The sequence below is a fragment of the Halothiobacillus neapolitanus c2 genome (assembly GCF_000024765.1).
Lineage (GTDB): Bacteria > Pseudomonadota > Gammaproteobacteria > Halothiobacillales > Halothiobacillaceae > Halothiobacillus > Halothiobacillus neapolitanus.
In genome coordinates this window covers 234188-251748 of the sequence record NC_013422.1, presented here as the reverse complement: position 1 = coordinate 251748, position 17561 = coordinate 234188, and the positions used below count along the sequence as shown (strand labels likewise).

Annotated in this window: 17 protein-coding genes; 1 reads left to right on the top strand and 16 read right to left on the bottom strand. The window is 55.6% G+C overall.

Features of this window, described 5'->3' with window-relative positions; genetic code table 11:
• The first annotated feature begins 69 nt into the window (after positions 1–69).
• A complete protein-coding gene (locus tag HNEAP_RS01170; RefSeq protein ID WP_012823139.1) occupies positions 70–1233 on the top strand; it encodes a DegT/DnrJ/EryC1/StrS family aminotransferase in 1164 nt (387 codons plus the stop codon).
• Here the strand turns inward: HNEAP_RS01170 and HNEAP_RS12430 are convergent.
• The 16 genes from HNEAP_RS12430 to HNEAP_RS01095 all read right to left on the bottom strand — a co-directional run bounded on the left by HNEAP_RS12430 (position 1199) and on the right by HNEAP_RS01095 (position 17245).
• Entirely contained in the window at positions 1199–1753 is a 555-nt protein-coding gene (locus tag HNEAP_RS12430) for an acyltransferase (RefSeq protein WP_012823138.1), read from the bottom strand. The two genes, HNEAP_RS01170 and HNEAP_RS12430, sit on opposite strands and share 35 nt — an antisense overlap.
• Positions 1750–2676, bottom strand: a complete 927-nt coding sequence (locus tag HNEAP_RS01165; RefSeq protein WP_012823137.1) for a hypothetical protein — start codon at positions 2674–2676, stop codon at positions 1750–1752. Before HNEAP_RS01165 ends, HNEAP_RS12430 begins: the two co-directional genes overlap by 4 nt.
• The gene (locus tag HNEAP_RS12105; RefSeq protein ID WP_012823136.1) at positions 2673–3419 is read right to left on the bottom strand and encodes a class I SAM-dependent methyltransferase; all 747 of its coding nucleotides are present in this window, start codon (positions 3417–3419) and stop codon (positions 2673–2675) included. Before HNEAP_RS12105 ends, HNEAP_RS01165 begins: the two co-directional genes overlap by 4 nt.
• On the bottom strand, positions 3416–4555 hold the full coding sequence (locus HNEAP_RS01155) for a glycosyltransferase (RefSeq protein ID WP_012823135.1): 1140 nt from the start codon (positions 4553–4555) through the stop codon (positions 3416–3418). Before HNEAP_RS01155 ends, HNEAP_RS12105 begins: the two co-directional genes overlap by 4 nt.
• A complete protein-coding gene (locus HNEAP_RS12100) occupies positions 4552–5280 on the bottom strand; it encodes a class I SAM-dependent methyltransferase (protein ID WP_012823134.1) in 729 nt (242 codons plus the stop codon). Before HNEAP_RS12100 ends, HNEAP_RS01155 begins: the two co-directional genes overlap by 4 nt.
• Positions 5267–5800 (bottom strand): hypothetical protein, encoded by a 534-nt coding sequence (locus HNEAP_RS01145; RefSeq protein WP_012823133.1) that lies wholly within the window; start codon positions 5798–5800, stop codon positions 5267–5269. Before HNEAP_RS01145 ends, HNEAP_RS12100 begins: the two co-directional genes overlap by 14 nt.
• A complete protein-coding gene (locus tag HNEAP_RS01140) occupies positions 5797–6096 on the bottom strand; it encodes a nucleotidyltransferase domain-containing protein (RefSeq protein WP_041600318.1) in 300 nt (99 codons plus the stop codon). The genes HNEAP_RS01145 and HNEAP_RS01140 overlap by 4 nt, the downstream gene beginning before the upstream one ends.
• 296 nt (positions 6097–6392) lie before the next feature.
• Positions 6393–7676: a Vi polysaccharide biosynthesis UDP-N-acetylglucosamine C-6 dehydrogenase TviB gene (gene tviB, locus HNEAP_RS01135; protein WP_012823131.1), complete on the bottom strand. Its 1284-nt coding sequence runs from the start codon at positions 7674–7676 to the stop codon at positions 6393–6395.
• Positions 7677–7704: 28 nt separating this feature from the next.
• A complete protein-coding gene (gene mtgA, locus HNEAP_RS01130) occupies positions 7705–8553 on the bottom strand; it encodes a monofunctional biosynthetic peptidoglycan transglycosylase (protein ID WP_208107199.1) in 849 nt (282 codons plus the stop codon).
• Positions 8554–8991: 438 nt separating this feature from the next.
• On the bottom strand, positions 8992–9477 hold the full coding sequence (locus HNEAP_RS13035) for a pilin (protein WP_012823129.1): 486 nt from the start codon (positions 9475–9477) through the stop codon (positions 8992–8994).
• 72 nt (positions 9478–9549) lie between these two features.
• The gene (locus HNEAP_RS01120) at positions 9550–10218 is read right to left on the bottom strand and encodes a mechanosensitive ion channel domain-containing protein (RefSeq protein ID WP_012823128.1); all 669 of its coding nucleotides are present in this window, start codon (positions 10216–10218) and stop codon (positions 9550–9552) included.
• A gap of 242 nt (positions 10219–10460) precedes the next feature.
• Positions 10461–11342 carry an HAD-IIB family hydrolase gene (locus HNEAP_RS01115; RefSeq protein WP_012823127.1) on the bottom strand — a complete coding sequence of 294 codons (882 nt, stop codon included), beginning with the start codon at positions 11340–11342 and terminating at the stop codon, positions 10461–10463.
• Entirely contained in the window at positions 11339–13693 is a 2355-nt protein-coding gene (locus tag HNEAP_RS01110) for an HAD family hydrolase (protein WP_012823126.1), read from the bottom strand. Before HNEAP_RS01110 ends, HNEAP_RS01115 begins: the two co-directional genes overlap by 4 nt.
• Positions 13690–15168: a glycoside hydrolase 100 family protein gene (locus HNEAP_RS01105; RefSeq protein WP_012823125.1), complete on the bottom strand. Its 1479-nt coding sequence runs from the start codon at positions 15166–15168 to the stop codon at positions 13690–13692. The genes HNEAP_RS01110 and HNEAP_RS01105 overlap by 4 nt, the downstream gene beginning before the upstream one ends.
• A gap of 129 nt (positions 15169–15297) precedes the next feature.
• Positions 15298–16005: an ABC transporter ATP-binding protein gene (locus HNEAP_RS01100; protein WP_012823124.1), complete on the bottom strand. Its 708-nt coding sequence runs from the start codon at positions 16003–16005 to the stop codon at positions 15298–15300.
• Positions 15998–17245, bottom strand: a complete 1248-nt coding sequence (locus HNEAP_RS01095) for a lipoprotein-releasing ABC transporter permease subunit (RefSeq protein WP_012823123.1) — start codon at positions 17243–17245, stop codon at positions 15998–16000. The genes HNEAP_RS01100 and HNEAP_RS01095 overlap by 8 nt, the downstream gene beginning before the upstream one ends.
• Positions 17246–17561: the final 316 nt, after the last annotated feature.

Sequence of the window (17561 nt, the reverse complement as noted above, 5' to 3'; positions counted from 1 at the left end):
AATGACCTCAAAACCTGCCCCAGATGATTATCCGGGCTACGAGCCTTAACCAACCCTAGAGCCATCACCATGCCTGAAAAACAACCCTTTATCGTCTTTGGCGCGCCGCAAATCGAACAGGACGAAATCGACGAAGTCGTCGACAGTATGCGCGCAAGCTGGCTCGGTACCGGGCCGAAGGTTGCGCGATTTGAGCGTGAGTTTGCCGCGTACAAAGGTATGCAGCCCGATCATGTTGCCGCCACCAATTCATGCACCGCAGCTCTGCATATCAGCATGTTGGCCGCCGGATTAAAGCCGGGTGATGAAGTCATCACCACCGCACTTACCTTCTGCGCGACCGTCAACGCCATCATCCATACCGGAGCCACGCCCGTATTGGTCGATGTTGACCCACTCACCATGAACATAGACCCGCAGGCCGTCGAAGCCGCCATTACGCCACGCACCCGCGCCATACTGCCCGTGCATTTTGCTGGGCGATCCTGCGACATGGATACCTTGATGCGCATTGCCCGCAAGCATGATCTAAAAGTCATCGAAGACTGCGCCCACGCCATCGAAACCGAATACCACGGCCAAAAAGCAGGCACCTTCGGCGATTTTGGCTGCTTCAGCTTTTACGCCACCAAAAACATCACCACCGGCGAGGGCGGCATGGTGCTGGCACAGGATGAACACGACATTGCCCGCATTAAAGTGCTTGCCCTGCACGGCATGAGCAAAGATGCCTGGCACCGCTTTGGCGACGCAGGCTACAAGCACTACCTAGTGACCGAAGCGGGCTTCAAATACAACATGATGGACATACAGGCCGCCATTGGCATACACCAGCTTGCGCGTATCGAACACAACTGGAAAAAACGCCAAGCGCTGTGGACAAACTATCAAAGCGCGTTCGCGGATTTACCCGTCACCCGCCCGCAAGACGCCGAAACAGACACCCGCCACGCCTACCATCTCTACACCCTGCTGATTGACGAACAGCGCGCCGGAATCAGCCGCGATGCTTTTTTGGAACACATGACCCACGCCGGTATAGGCGTAGGCGTGCATTACCTGAGCATCCCAGAGCATCCTTATTATCAACAGCATTTTGGCTGGCGACCAGAGGACTACCCCAATGCCATGCGCATTGGTAGGCAGACGGTGAGTTTGCCGTTATCGGCGAAAATTGATGACGCTATTGCGGAACGGGTTATAAAGAGTGTGATGACGACTTTTCAGAATTGAAGTTTAGTTTTTTCTTAAATACGGCGGGAGACCCGGCATAAAGTGATTCTTTATCGAGGGTGCTTCCAGTAACAACGCTACCCGCTGCGACTAAGCACCGGTCATTTATCACGCTCCCATCAAGAACAATGGCACCAACGCCAATCCAGCAATCGTTACCAATAAATACGCCTGTTTTTCTGGCAGGGTAAATCTTTGCGATTGCATTACCTTGGCGGGTGCCTGGGTCGGAGTGCGTTATTAAAGCACTTCGAGCAGAAATAGTGGTGTTCTTGCCGATATTTAATGTGCAAGCGCAATCAATTAAAACATCTGTTCCGATGTAAACTCCATCGTCAAACTTTAGGTTTTTGAACCCCAGTTCAAAATTCATAAAACGGCAGGAATGAATTCTGACATTTATTCCTACGTTAGCGCCAAATAACCGCAATAACCATGATCGAAGTTTAGGATGCATGGCGTTTCTAATCGCTATGCAACCTAGCGTATTTAATGTCATTTCGACTGCTTTCAATGTCATAAAATCTCACGCTTCGCAGTCACTAAAAACACAATACCCAAAACAAAGTCGGCTAGCATTAAGCCTAATCTAGCGGCAACGCTTACAAAGAGCAAAATTTCCGGTGGATAGCTTGATGCCAGCAGGGCAAAGGCAAGTTCGCGCACGCCTAAGCCCGATGGTGTAATGAGGCTGAAAAAACCAATCGCCCAAGCCAGCGTGTACAGGGCGCCAAGGATTAAACCATCGTGCCAACTTTCCAAGGGTAGAGCCTCGCCGAAAGCCGCCCAAGCCATTGCATATACACACCATGAAATGGTTCCCCATGCTAGAGCGCGGCGGCCCTTGGCAGAGAAAAGGGCTTTTGGCACGGCATGGAATATTTTAATAAATTTTTCGATTTTTTGGTTTTTCGAGCTGAAATGACCTAGCAACAAATTTATGCCGTAAATAATAAATGGTGCAGATAAAGTGGATATCAATATCATAAAGGCGAGGGCCATGTTTTTTTCCAGAGCAATCAGAATAATTGATGAAAAAACCAGCGCAAGCCAAGTTGAAAGCAGGATGATGGCGATATTTCCACAAATCCACTCCGCAGTATTTGCGACATGTTTGGCTTTGACAACTTGGTAAGCAACACCAAAAAAACGTCCTGGCAGATGCCGCATGACTTGCGCGGTAAAGTTAAGCTCACACGCTTCATGAAATGATGAAAACCTGGCTCCAGATGCCTGCATTATGTTGAAGAAAATTTGGGATGTGATGAAGGTTGCAGCAACGGCAAGAATCCAAGACAACGCGAGCGCTGGTGTATTCAGGCTCATTCCTTGCTCCATTATTTGAATAAAGCCATCTTTAAGCAACAGAACTAGCCAGATAAAACTTCCCAGCGTGATTAGGGCTGCAAGGATCAACCAGATTGGTTTTTTTCTCCAGCTCATTTCATCACATTTTCGCGGGGTTTGAGCAGGAAAACAAAGCCAGGTGTCAACGGGGTCAGGATGGATAAAACACTACTCGGAATGTGGCTTGTTAGTGTTTTTTTATCCTTGATGACGGGATGAGTTTCTCGTATTAAAAAGGGGATGGCATTTTTTATTTCAAACTGAGGCGAAAGCCATGATTTTAACTTCCAATAATGAGTTGAATAAGCATCGAGATAATCAATATATTTTGCTCTAAATGCTTTCATGATTTTTATGGCTAGTTCTCTTGGAATCCAATGTACGAATGGCCAAAACACATGCGGCTCTATGGGGAAAAGAAGATTGGGTCCTGCAAAGTACACGATGCCCTCCGGTTTTATAAGCCGTGCAATGAGCTGGATAAGTGCTTGTGGGTCGGGGACGTGTTCGTACACTTGATTACAAATAATCACGTCAAAGGAATGTGGTTCGAGGCTGTTACTTTCGACACTTCCCTGCATAAATTTTAGGTTGGGATGCGCCTCAAGCCATATATCCCAACGTGGCCATGGTTCAGGGTCCATGCCGGTCATGGACTGAACACGCGGTGCTAAATGTGCGGCTATTCCCCCGCTTCCGCAGCCAATATCAAGGACGTTTGATTGTTCGAGTTTGACGCGGCCCAAATTTTCCAAAATATGCGCAATCTGCTCCGCCTTTATATTGCGTTTATCGGCTCCCCAGCGCGGATCGGTTGTTGGTGTTGTAAATTCGCTCATTGTGATCTCAGTTCTATGTTGCGGGTAAACCGCCGAGCAGATTCAGCAATATCAAAGCGTGCACAGGCACTTTGAGTCCCGGAGGCATATTCGCTGGCGTTGGATTGCAAGGCCTTGCGCAGGGCGAATGCAAAAGCGGCTGCCGAAATGTCTGCGGCGACCTCACCGCAGCCGTGTTCATTGAGCAGAGCGGGAAGATCGCCGGTCGGCATGGCAATCACCGGGCGACGGGCTTGCATGGCGTCTGAGAAAATGACCGGGATGCTTTCGATGCGCGAAGGAATCAGTACAAAATCGGTCCAGTTCAGGAGTTCGGATGCGGCGCTTTGGTCGAGAAATCCGCCAATTTCAATGGGGCGACCAAGCGCAATCAGGCGGGCGCAGTGCTGATGTACTTGGGCGTGCATGGCGCCGCCGCCGAAAATGCGTAGGTGTTCGATGCGCTGCCAATCGTTATCGGTCAGTTGTTCAAGTACCTCAAGCAGCAGGTCGATGCCCTTGTTGGGGTGCCAGCGGCCGAGGAAGGCCAGTCGGTAGGGTGGCGTGGACGCGATGGTGCGTGGGTTGGTTACAAGCAGCCGCCTTGCGCTGGGTAGGAAATCGCAGTTCAGGCCGCTAATGTCTGTCACATCCTGCGCCAGTTGCAGGCCGTCGGCATAGCGGTGCGCGGCGTGGCGCAATACATGCCGCAACCCTTGGCGGATGAGCGGGATTTTGCCTAGGCTCCAGATGTCGCTACCCAATGCCCACGTCCCGTAGGGTACGCCGTAGCGTCGGGATGCTTGCCGTGCCCATGCGCCACTGGGTAGCGCCCAAAGCGCGAAGATGTAGTCAGGTCGGTATGTGGCGCAGATGTGATTCACATGGTGCTGACCCTGACGTAGCGTGTGGATTATGGCCGTCCAATCGCGCGGATCATGGGGTTTGAGTAATGAAAGCGGCAATTTGGGAACCGCAAAGCGTTGCACGCGCACGTTATTTTCGTCGGTTATTCGGCTGGTCTGGCTGGGCGCGATGACGCTTACTTGATGCCCCTGTTCAACCAAGGCTAAGGCAAAATCGCGCACAAAAACACCCGCCGCCGCTGCGCCGTCGCTGTCATCCGGGTATGAGGTGGTTACAATCAACAGCTTCATGCGCGTTTCTTGAATACAGCGGTGTAACCCAGCGGCATAAAGCCTTCATCCGGTAACAGGCGAGCGAACGCCCAGCCTGCGAGGTTGATGATGGGTACGAGCAGTATGACTAAAGGCAAGAGCAGCAGTCCGGGATGCTTGGCGTGCAGGCTGTCCAACATGCCTTTGGCCAGTGCGAGGTTGGTCAATATGGCGGCGGTTTCCAGCGGTTTGCTGTGGTGGTGCCGTTCGATCAGATCAGCCGGATGGCGTTGGGTGAACTGGCTTAGCCCCTCGCCGGTCCAGCGTTGAAAATCATGCGGCAGGTCGTGCAGCGGGTAGAGAAACGGAGTTTGGCTAATGAGGATGCCGCCGGGTTTGAGTACGCGCAGCATCTCGCCAAAGGCTGCTTCAGGGTTGGGTAGGTGCTCCATAACATCGAGGATAGTGATGCAGTCGAAGCTGGCGTCCGCGAAGGGTAGGCGTTGCCCATCGCCAAAGACATCCGCCTTGCCGCTGTAACCTTTGGCGACGGTGGGTGGGTAGTCGAGGCCGATGTAGTTCACGCCAGCACTCAGAAACGGGGTAAGTGGTTTTTCGCCGCAACCTATATCGAGCAGGCGCCCCTGAATACGCTTTGCAATGCGTTGTTTTTGCTGTCGCGTGTCTTTGAATACCAACCATTGCGGGTGCAGTGGGGTTTGGCGGAGTCCACCAAGAAGGCGGCGGAGTTTAGGGGCGATCATGCTGGGGGTATCCTGTGTGTTCCGGCAATTCATGCGGGGCGATATTTAAGCGCGTGGCGGCATCGTTGTGTATGCGTTGGTAGGTTGCCAGCAGCAGGTGGCTGTACTGTTCGGCTAGTTGGATGTTTTCTGCAAAGGTGGCACTGTCTTCCATGTATTCGTGGATTAGCGTATTACGCAGTTGCCTTGCTTCGAGCCATTGAGAAACATCTTCGAGTACGCCAAGTTGCTCGGCACGATTGAGCACTTCGATCTGGCTGCCGGGGCGTTCGGCCAGTGCGCGTAACCAGCGTGGCAGTAGTTTGTCGGCAATGGTGTCTTGCAGGCGGCCATAGCGGGACACAAAGGCCTCCAACCGTTCAGCGAGTTCGGGGTGCGTGTCGAGCGCTTCGACCCAGGCGGGGGTGATGGGTTGGCTGAAGAGCCGTTGCTGACTCCATTCTAGATGCGCGCTTTCTTTGGCCACAATGCGCAGCGTGGCTAAAAAACGTGCGCGATCAGAAAGTTGGTTGGTGTTCACAAGGGGATGCTCGTGGCTTGTGCGACTTCGTGGATGGCTTGTTTTTGGGTGTTGGGTTGCACTATGAGCACGTCGATAGGTTGGTCGCCCAGGCGTTGTTGCAGGCGCGCGACGAAGCTTAAGCGCTTGCGTTGCACCTCGGACTGGGGGCTGGGTAGTTCGACCAGCAGATCAATGTCGCCGCCTTTGCGTGTGTCATCGGTGCGTGAGCCGAACAGGCTAATTTTGGCCTCCGCACCAAAAACTTCGGCTGCGGTGGTTTTGATGGTGTGCTGCACGGCTGGGGTTAGACGCATGATGTGTGGCTCTATCATTTTTTGCCTGATTTCAGGGAGTAACGTAGCTTGGATGTGGGTTTGTGGCAAATGTTCTATGCCATTTGAGTCTTCGCTCCCTCACGCCCAACGCGAAGTTGGCGAAGCCCGCCCGCTCCCGCGGGAGAGGAAGTTTTGGCTCCTTCCCGCTTGATGGGGGAAGGTTGGGATGGGGGTGCTGACTTTACCTCCTCACCCCCAACGCGAAGCTGGCAAAGCCCTCCCTCTCCCACGAGGGGAGAGGGAGGTTATGGCCCTTTTTTTTGCGAACCCAGCAGTTACAACCGAATGTCGGCTTCATCGGCATGAAAGAGGTGTTTGAGGTCGTAGAGCACATGCTGTTCTTTGCCGAGTGCGTGAATGGCTGGTGCGCCCAAGGTTCTGAATTCTCGATGGGCAACGGCCAGCACGATGGCTTCATAGGTATTTGATGGTGGCGTGGCGGTAAGCTCAAGTCCGTACTCATGCCGTGCGCAAGCGGCATCGGCCCAAGGGTCGTGCACATCGACGGTTAGGCCGTAGTCTTTGAGTTCGGTAATCACATCAATGACGCGGGTGTTGCGTAGATCGGGGCAGTTTTCTTTAAAGGTGAGCCCCAGCACGAGTACGCGCGCGCCTTGTACGGTGATGCCTTTTTTCAGCATGGCTTTGATGAGTTGGCCGGCCACATACGCGCCCATGCCGTCGTTGATGCGGCGACCGGCCAATATCATTTCAGGGTGATGGCCGACTTGCTGGGCTTTGTGGGTGAGGTAGTACGGGTCCACGCCGATGCAGTGGCCGCCTACCAGGCCGGGGCGAAACGGCAAGAAGTTCCATTTGCTGCCCGCCGCTTCGAGCACGGCTTGGGTATCGAGCCCGAGTTTGCCGAATAAGATGGCCAGTTCGTTGATGAGCGCGATATTGACATCGCGCTGGGTGTTTTCAATCACCTTGGCGGCCTCGGCCACGCGGATGCTGGGCGCTGGGTGGGTGCCGGCGGTAATGATTTGCCGGTAGAGCGCATCGACCGCTTCGGCCACGGCAGGGGTGGAACCGGCGGTGACTTTTTTGATGGCGGGCAGGCGGTGGGTTTTGTCGCCGGGGTTGATGCGCTCTGGGCTGTAGCCGCAGTAAAAATCGTGGTTGAAGCGCAGGCCGGAGTATTGTTCGAGCACCGGCACGCAGTCTTCTTCGGTGGCGCCGGGGTAGACGGTGGATTCATAAATCACGATATCGCCGCGTTTGAGCGCGCGCCCGACGGTTTCGCTGGCTTTGATCAGCGGGCTGAGGTCCGGGCGTTTGTGCGCGTCAATCGGCGTGGGCACGGTGACGATAAATAGGCTGGCTTTTCGCAGATCGGCAGGATCGACGGTATAACTCAGGTGGCGGGCGTTTTGCAGCTCATCCGGCTCGACTTCGCGCGTGCGGTCGTGGCCGCTTTTTAATTGGTCAATGCGGGTGGCATCAACATCAAAGCCGATCACGGGGCGTATTTTGCCGAACTCGACCGCGAGCGGCAGGCCGACATAGCCTAGGCCGATGACAGCAATGATGGGTTCAGCGGCTTCCTTGCTCTTCACTTTAGGATGATTCCTTCCGAGTTGAATTCTATTGGGGCGGTATGCGCGAATAGTTCATGCGTCCCTCGACAGCGCGGATACGTTTTTGCAGGCCGCGACTGCCCGGATTGTCCTGATAAAACCGCGGATTGGGCAGCATGGCGGCCAAAAACGCGGCCTCGTGGGGCGTGAGTGCCGCCGGGGATTTATGGAAATAATAGTGGCTGGCCGCATCGATGCCGTACAAAAGATTACCCCATTCGACGACATTGAGATATAGCTCAAGAATGCGCCGCTTGCCCAGCGTGGTTTCCAGCATCAAGGTAATGATGGCCTCCTCGCCCTTGCGCCAGAGATTCTTGCTGGGCGAGAGAAACAGATTGCGCGCCAATTGCTGGCTGATGGTGGAGCCGCCTGCCGCAAACTCGCCCTCGGCCAGATTTTTCTCGAAGGCATCCTGAATGCCGGTCCAATCAAACCCGTAGTGTTCCATAAAGCGATCATCTTCCGAAGCAACCACCGCCCGCTTGGCAATGGGCGCAATGGCGGCGTAATTTACCCAGTGATAATCCAGTTTTGCTTTGGGATTTACCGCTTGAATCAAGGCCAGCCGTTCCCGCATAAACGCCGTGGTTTGCGGGTTGTGCGTGCGTAGCTGCCAGACCTGCACATAAAACCACGCTTGCACCAAGACAAAGACTAAGAGCGCCAGTGCGAAGAGCAGGAAGATCAGCCGCCGGATGGGTCGTCGGGATTTTTTGGTAGAAGGCATGGGTGAAGCATACGGTATTTTTCTGAACGGATGATCCATCAGAAGCGCGGTGATGATGAAATTACTGTACTGGGCGTGGATAAGCGCCGTGCCGTAAAAGATGGCAAAAAATGACAATTTTTGCATCACGCGTACTGAATTTTGTTTTATTTTGACAGGAATTAGTATCACTCCGCTGGAAAAGATGTCCCCTTTGGAAAAAAGGGGGTGAATTGATAAAGCTTGCTCTTGGTTTTGCAAATCCCCCTCAATCCCCCTTTTTCAAAGGGGGAAGTTTTGTGCGGATATTCTTTTCAAAGTAGGAAGCTATGCGCGGGTTGGCTTTTTCAACGGAGCACCACAACTTCAACAAACGCACCTCACCCCCCCTTTAGCAAAGGGGGGCAGAGGGGATTTGATGAGGCTTGCATTTGGCTTTCTGAATCCCCCTCAATCCCCCTTTTTCAAAGGGGGAAGTTTTGTGCGGCTATTCTTTTCAAAGTGGGCGGCTGTGCGCAGGTTGGCTTTTTCAACGGGGAGGGCTATGCGCGGGTAAGCGCGTAATTGGCGCGCTCGCCAAGGGACTCAAGGGCGCCAGGCTTGGGGCAAATATCGAGAATTGAAACCGCAGGAATCGACTTGCCAGCGAATGGCGCCCGGGGCGCTGGTCAGGGGAGACAAGGTGCATTTTTTGGCCGCGCCAGCAATGGCAGCGTTGGCTTTGTTGCCGTAGGTCAGTTCGATCTTACCGCCATTGATGACGGCGACGGATTGCACATAACTACCTGAAATCGAACCCGGAGCAGCAAGCCCCAACGAGGTGTTGTTGCCGGGGTTACCGCTATTGGGGAAATTAGGATGGCCGCCCGTCCATTCGGCCAGCGCCAATTCCGGTCCGGAAACCAAGGTGACGCCTTCGCTGACTTGCGCACGGATGATGTAATCCTGATAGGCGAACAGCGCGATACTCGCCAGAATGCCGATAATGGCGATGGTGATCATCAGTTCGATCAGGGTAAAGCCCCGCTCATGATGGGCGGGGATAACCTTATGTCCGGAAACCGTAAGCATGGTGTGACTCCTTCGGTGTGTTCTTTTCGTGATTTGTAAAGAACATTAGCAAGGAGTAGGCCACGCCAAATTTCAGGTCACGACATCATCCTTAGGGCTGCTGTCAGGTACTGCGGGATTCGGTGATGCAGGGTGACTGGCATATTCCGCTGCGCCTAAGTTGCGCTCGGCTTCCCAGGCTTCGTAGTCCGTGACGCGGGTTCTATTGGGCCAGCGTCGGGTCACATTCTGAAAAAACTGGTTATTCGGAATCATCAGGAGAGTGCCGTCCGCTTCGCGCAGGGTGGTGAACATCAGGCTGCGGTCTACCGCGCGGCCCTTGACATTGTTCGGCAGCATTTCGATGGTTTCGCCCAGTTCGTAGGGGCGCCAGATCCAGATGAACAGACTGGCGGTGATGTTCGACACCATGGTCCACACGGCCAGCAGGCCGACGCCGATCACGGCCAGCATACTGGCGAGCATGGTCCAGATGCCGTCCACGTTGACCCCGGCCTGGCGTAACAGCAGCAAAGCCAACACAGCCCAAAGCGATAGACTGATCGCCCGGCGCAGAATGAGCAATGTACCCGGTGAAATCGGCGCGTGGCTGACCATTCGGTTGAAATGCCGACGCAGAAACCTTTGCGCGAGCAATACCGAGCCGCCGCCGAAAATCAGCAACAGGAAAAAGGGAACGAGTGCCTGCCATTCCTTCAACCATTGACCCAAAGCAAGAAAAAACTGATCAAGACCACTCATGGAGACTGTCCTCTTGATGGAATAATTAAAGGGCACTTCGAAATACCCTTGATTCGTCGTTCCCGCGAAAGCAGGAACCCAGAAAAATCAAGGCGCTGAATTCTCGCCTAAGCGGGAATGACTGGTTTTTCGAGCTTCCCTTAATGAAGCTCTGATTTAATCAGAGGTTCCATTACCTTGAAATCACACCGGATAAGCTCGATGCCAAGCTTTGTAGACGATACAGTCGGCAACCGGTTCGATTACTCCAACTCCATCCACGGCAATGTTTCGGGCAGAAAATGAGCCAAGCCTTCGAGCACACCGGCCGAGTAGTTGCCATTCATACCGAACAATCCGCCTCGGGCGAGATAAAGCGAGTGGGCAACATCGGCCGATTCGGCCAGCGCCAGCGCACGTGCACGGACGTCTTCCGGCGCATTGGCCACCAGAACGGATTGGATATGGCTGCCCAACACTTCGAGATCATTCCCCGAGTCCCCGGCGAACACTGTGTGTGCCATCGGGTACTTTTGTGTCGCGCTCAAAAATTCAATGGCGTGCAGTTTGCTGGCACTGGCTGGCAGCACATCCAGCAAGCCGGTGTGCGCCGCCTCATCGACCGACCAGATCAAACGGGCATTGACGCCCAATTGCCATAAACGACGAACCAACTCTGCTTCCAGAATTTCCGAATTGGCATCGATATCGACAAAGTAACTGGCTTTGAATACGCCTTGTCGATCGATCGGTTGCGGTTTGATGGCCTCGATATCACGGAACAGGTCGGTGATGTCATTGTGGGTCATACCGCCCCAGTCCGGGCCGAGCTCAGCCGCCCACGAACGCCACATCGCCCAGGAATCGGGTGGGCCTTCTTCCGGCTCGGGGTGCGTGTAAATCGTGGTGCCGACATCGCCGATGATGTAATCGGGTTGCGGCAAATCCCATTGATCGATGGCTTCGAGCACAAGCTCGATATGCCGACCGGACACCATCACCAGATGGATGTCTGGATGCGCACACAGCGCCCGCAACCGAGCACGTGCTTCGGGTGATTCCGGCTGCGCGCCGTTGGGAATGAGCGTGCGATCCAGATCGCAGCACAACAAAATGGCCGAAGGTGTGATGTCGGTGGATGTCATACTTCGTCCTCCTTGGATGATGCCGGTCCCGACGCCGCAGTCGCGGGTTTGGGCTCGTCGTTGGCGCCACCGGCCTCGGGATCGGTGGACGGCGCGCGGCACTCGCCCAGAAAATCATAAAAATCCATTGCCGCGCGAATACCCGCCACGCCACTGGCCGACGGGCAATAAATCGAGTTATCCGCACCCTGAACCACACACTCTTCATCCGGTTCGGCACAGAGCTGCGCGCTCAGTACATTGCCGCCCAGAAGATCGCTGTCTGCTTCGGCGCTCCCCACGACCAGCATATTCATCAGTGCAATGTCATGCTGGGCCGCGAGATAACGAATCGCAAAGCCTTTGGATGCGCGTTGCGGCGTTACCAGAAACTCCCGTTCGTTCAATGCGGTCAGTCGCGCGGAAATATCCGCTTGATGAAACGCATCGGCCAACTCATTCAGGCCCGCGAATACATCCGGATCATCAATGTAGGCATGCACGGCGTACAGGCCCTGGTGGCTACGACCAGATAGGCGCACGCCGGGCGTTTCGGCCAGCAACTCATACACACGGTCCCCTTGCCAGCTGTAACTGATGTGCCGACTCCAGCCCTTATCGCGAGACAGGCGTGCACCGTAATGAATTTGCGTACCGCCCCGTGTAATCAACACGTCGGGCACGACCAAACCCTGCTTTTTGAGCAGGGCAAGAATGTCGTGGCGGGGACGATCGGAAACCAATCCATATGCCACCTGTCGCCGGTGACGTCGCAGCAGGCCAATCAATTCGCGCAGAGCGGCGACATCAATATCCGTATTCAGAATGCGATCATCGATAAGAATCATGCGATCGGCGGTCATCGGCGTGGATGCGGCATGTGCAGCGGTTTCAGAAGCCCCGGCGGGTGCGCTGGTCTGCTGGTGCAACGGCATGGAGGCAAGCGTCTCGAAGTACTGTTCGGCGTGCGCGGGCCAGGTGTAATGATGACGCACCCCTTTGATCCCATTGCGCGCATAGCTGTCCCAACGCGCCGTATCGGTCAGCAAGGCCAATAACTGTTCGCCCATACCCTCGGCATCCAGCGGATTGATAAGCTCACCATTTTTGCAAGCCCGGATGATGTCCCGTGGCCCGCCATCTTCCGTTGCCAGAATGGGCAAACCACAGGCAGCGGCCTCGATGAGGGTCAGGCCGAAGGGCTCGGTCAACGCGGGGTTGATAAATACACCACGGGTTTGCGCTGTCCAACGATAAAAATCGGGTACATCTTGCGATTGATGATGGCGTGGATAGGCGACCTTGCCGTACAGATCATAGCGATCGATCAACAGAAGAATTTCAGTCAAGACCTGTCGGGAACCCGGGTCCATGTCGCGGATGTCATCCCGGTTTCCTGCCACGATGACCAGATTGGCGACGTCTTGCAGCGCGGGGTTGCGGCCGTAGGCATGAACCAGCGTGGCGATGTTCTTGCGCTCGTCGGGGCGGGACAAGGCAAGGATGGCGGGCTTGTCCGGCTCGCGGAGAAACCGGGCCAACTCATCGGCAATAGGCATCGGCCCGGTGATTTTTGGATCGAACCGCGTCAGATCAACGCCCGGCGGAATAACCTCCATGCGCGAGGGATCGGCCCAATCGTACAGACCATACTGGGTTTCGATTTCATCCTGCGTACTCACCACCACCAGCGAGCTCGCCGCGAGCACTTCCTCTTCGACGCGGATCCGGCGGGAGAGCGCATATTTCTGCTCAATGACCTTGGCGGACTCGCCACTGGCCAGCAAACGCTGACGCTTGACCCGCCCGAGCGAGTGACCGGTATGCGCCAGCGGCACGCCCAGCTGCAACGACAGCCGCATGCCCACGTAACCGGCATCGGCATAATGACTATGCACCAGTGCGGGTTTGAGCCCAGTCTGGCGAATATAATCGAGCGCATGATCGCTCAAGCTATCCAGATGATCCCAAAGTTGTTCCTTGGGCAGATATTCGTCCGGTCCGGCAGGCACCCGCACAATCCGTGCATTCGGTGCGTCCGCCAGCGATTCTTCCGGCTGGGCATAGTCCGCCGAGACACGATCATCCCGCACGAGTCGCGTGAACAGATCCACGCGCGAAACAACCGGATGCTTCGCCAGCGCCCTTGCCAGTTCGACCACATACAGGGTTTGGCCGCCCGTGTCGGCATCACGCCCGAGTTCCAGTTCAGAACCGCGAATCAGTCCGTGCACGCTAATAAGAACGATGTACAGCCCGGGCTTGCGCCCCTCGGCACTTGACTCGACCGTGGACTCAATCTTGGGCTCGATCATTGGCTCTGGCCGCGTTTCGGCGGGGCGCTCTTTCGCGTGCGCTGGCGTGTCGTTCATCGCGGTCCTCCATGTTGAGTACCTTGAGGCGTCCATTGAGCGCCCATCAGTTCGGGATCATCCGGCGGCTGAGGTGCAAAACCCAGGCGATTCAATACATCCGGCTCGTCAAGAAAATGCCTCGCCAGAAGCAACCCCGTCGCGCTCCAGACCTGGCGGACATTGGAACGCCGACCCACCAGCCGCCCAGTGCGGCCGTCGTAGTATTCGGGCCAGTTGTCTTTGAGTAAGCGTTCCTCGGCCTCGGCCCAGGCGCGAGAAGCCATGTCGTAACGGCCCGCCTTGATGGCCGCAGCGACGAAGGGCCAGATCAGCACCGGCCAGTTGCCGCCATTGTGATAAGACAAAGGAATATTTTTCGGGTCCGAACCGGTGATCAAGCGCCACTCGTGGGTCTTGATGGCCGGATAGACCAGCTTCATCGGCATCCGGCCGATCAGATCGTTCCAGCGCAGGTCGATCAGATTCATCAATCCTTTGACCTGCTCGGGCAAGGCCAGATCGGACACCAGCATCAAAAGATTACCCTGAGAGAAAAAGCGAAAATCCACGCGCCCCGGCCCGAGATTGCCGACAAAATAGCCAGCGCCATCCGGCAGCCATTCCGGCAACCACTCGGGGATCGATTCGGGATAGATGTTGAACAGATTTTCGACGTCTTCGCCGAACATTTCGGTCGAGAACCGGTAGATGCGATTGAGCACGTCCATATCGAGCCAGTAATACCGTTGCAGGTATTGTCGCAGCACGACGCGCCGACGATGCGCCAGGTCGATCAGCCACTGGCTGCCCTCTTCCGGCACCAGCAAATCGGCACAACACAGCGTCATGTCGAACAGCGCCTGAATTTCCAGCGGATGGCCGTTGACCCCCATCCGCCGATCGATCATGAAGGAACCATCGGGCACGAGCAAGGTGGGGAAAACCTCGAAACGGCTTTGCAGGCAAAGGCTCAGAATCATCCGCAACATGCGCTGGATTTCCGGCGTGTGGGCAAAGGCTTCGTCGCCGGTGTACCGCACGTAAGCGCGCAGCAAAGCGGCCCACCACATCATCGAATCGACGGGGGCGACCCGACCGATGGCCCGGTCGCCAAAATCGGCGATGATGGTTTCTTCTCCATCGGCATCCCGATGGACGCGAAATGAAGCCGGCAGGACGCCCGGCGCGATCTGCTGACCTTCCAGCGCCTCCTGCTGGCCACGAAGCTGCATGATTACGTGCAAGAACGCGCGCACAATGTCAGCCCGCCCCTCAAGCAGCATGATCAACCCCGCCGAGAAGAAATCCCGCACGAAGCAATCACTGTAATTGACGGCCGGTGCGGTGTGGTCGGTGCTGGCGACGGTGCCGACGATCTGGCCCTGGTAATAGATCAGGGCGCTGTCGATCAGGCGATAGGCATCATCGAGCGCAGGCGAAAAGCCCGCGTACTTGGGATTTTGAAAACAGGAATCCGGGTTTTTCTGTGCCAACTAGGAACCCCTTTCAAGCAAAACCAATCACGTCCATCAACCGCTGGCGCACGCCGGGCGCCGAGCACAGGTTATTAGGACACTATCATAGTTTGCTTAAATGGCCACCCCCACGCGGCGCACAGACGCTCAACGCGGTTTTAACACACCATCGTGCATGACCAACACCCGCTGCATGAGTTCCGCCAGTTGGTTGTCGTGCGTGACCAGCACGATGGCGGTTCCGAACCGCTGATTCAGCGACACCATGGCATTGAAGACACTGTCACTGCTGTGGCTATCGAGGTTGCCGGTCGGTTCATCGGCCAGAACCACCGCCGGTTCGGTCACCAGCGCGCGTGCAATGGCGACCCGCTGACGTTCACCGCCAGAGAGCTCTCCGGGACGATGCTCCCCTCGCGCACCCAGCCCGACGGCTTCGAGCATCCCCCGGGCACGTGCGTGCGCTTCGACCCGAGGCAACCGACGAATCAACAGCGGCATGGCGACGTTGTCGAGCGCTGAAAATTCGGGCAACAGGTGATGCGCCTGATAAACAAAGCCAAGATGACGATTGCGCAGCGTGCCGCGTGCCGCTTCGCTCTGCGTGGACAGCAAGTGCCCGGCCAGCCAGACCTCGCCACCCGTGGGTTTATCCAGCCCGCCCATCAATTGCAGCAGGCTGGATTTACCGGAACCGGACGCACCGACAATGGCGAGCATTTCACCCTTTTTGACGGCCAGATCGATCCCCTTGAGTACGGGCACGACAAGATCGCCTTCACGATAGGTGCGATGCAGGTGGCGCGTTTCGAGCACGATATCGGGTGTTGGCGCGGCTTGGGATGGTTTATTCATAACGCAAAGCCTCGGCTGGTTGCACGCGTGAGGCGCTCCAGGCAGGATAAATCGTGGCGAGGAAGGACAACCCGAAGGCCATCAAGCCGACGTGCCACACGTCGTTCCAATCCAATCGGGAAGGCACTTCGCTGATGTAGTACACGTCGGCGGGCATGAACTGGGTACCGGTAAGGTGCTCAATCCACGGCACGATGGTTTCGACATTCGACGCGATCAGCACCCCGAAACCCACGCCAATCAGCGTACCAATCAGACCGATTACGGTGCCGGAAATCAAGAAAATACGCATGATGCTGCCGGGGCTTGCGCCGAGCGTGCGCAAAATCGCAATGTCACCGCGCTTGTCCGTTACCACCATCACCAGGGTGGATACGATGTTGAACGCCGCGACGGCGACAATCAGTGAAAGAATGATGAACATGACGGTGCGTTCGGTCTGTACCGCGCGGAAGAAATTGCCGTTCGCCTGCGTCCAGTCGGTCGTCCAGTACGGGTTGCCGAGCTTGAGGTTCAAATCGCGCGCAACCCAAGGCGCGCGGAACATGTCATCGAGTTTCAGCCGCAAACCGGTCACACCATCGCCCATTCGAAATAGGGCCTGCGCATCCTTGAGATCGATGAATGCCGAACCGCGGTCATATTCGTACATACCGACCTTGAAGATGCCGACCACGGTAAACTGCCGCTGACGCAACAAGCCACCCACGGGCGTGACCGCGACATTGGCGGTGATGAGCATGAGCTTGTCGCCCACCGCCACGCCAAGGCTTTGGGCCAGCGCCTCACCAAGCACAATGCCGAATCCTCCCGGTTTGAGATCACTCAACGAACCGGCGACCATGTGCTTGCCAATGTCGGTCACCGCGTCCTCATACTTCGGCTCGATGCCGCGGATGATCGCCCCGGAGACATTCGGTTGGGCCGAGAGCATCGCTTCGGCCTGAACGTAGGGTGCTGACGCCATCACATCCGGCTCGTTCTGGACCTTTTTCGCAAGTGAACGCCAGTCCTGCAAAGCCTGACCGTTCTCGCTGATGGTGGCGTGCGCCGTCATGCCGAGAATACGGTGCCGCAATTCATCCTGAAACCCGTTCATCACCGAGATCACCACGATCAGCGCCGTCACCCCCAGCGTGATGCCGATGATCGACGTGGCCGATATGAAGGAGACAAACCGGTTACGCCGCTTGGCGCGGGTGTACCGCAAGCCGATGAGCCATTCAAAAGATCGAAACATGCCGTGTATCCGCTGGATTTTGATTTAAGAAAACTCTGAATAATTCCATCCTGGAATTTTAAGAGAGCGAAAATAAAAAATACGATTTTTGATTTTCTTCATGAACAATCACTTATGGGTACATCGAAATACCTGTGATTCGTCGTTCCCGCGAAAGCGGGAACCTAGAAAAATCAAGGCGCTGGATTCCCGCCTACGCGGGAATGACGGATTTTTCGAGCTTCACTTGTGTGATCGTTCATGGCAACACATCCCTGTGCTGCGAGAAACCCCAGATTCAATCAGGGGTTTCTTAAAACACCGAGCAGTTTAGCAG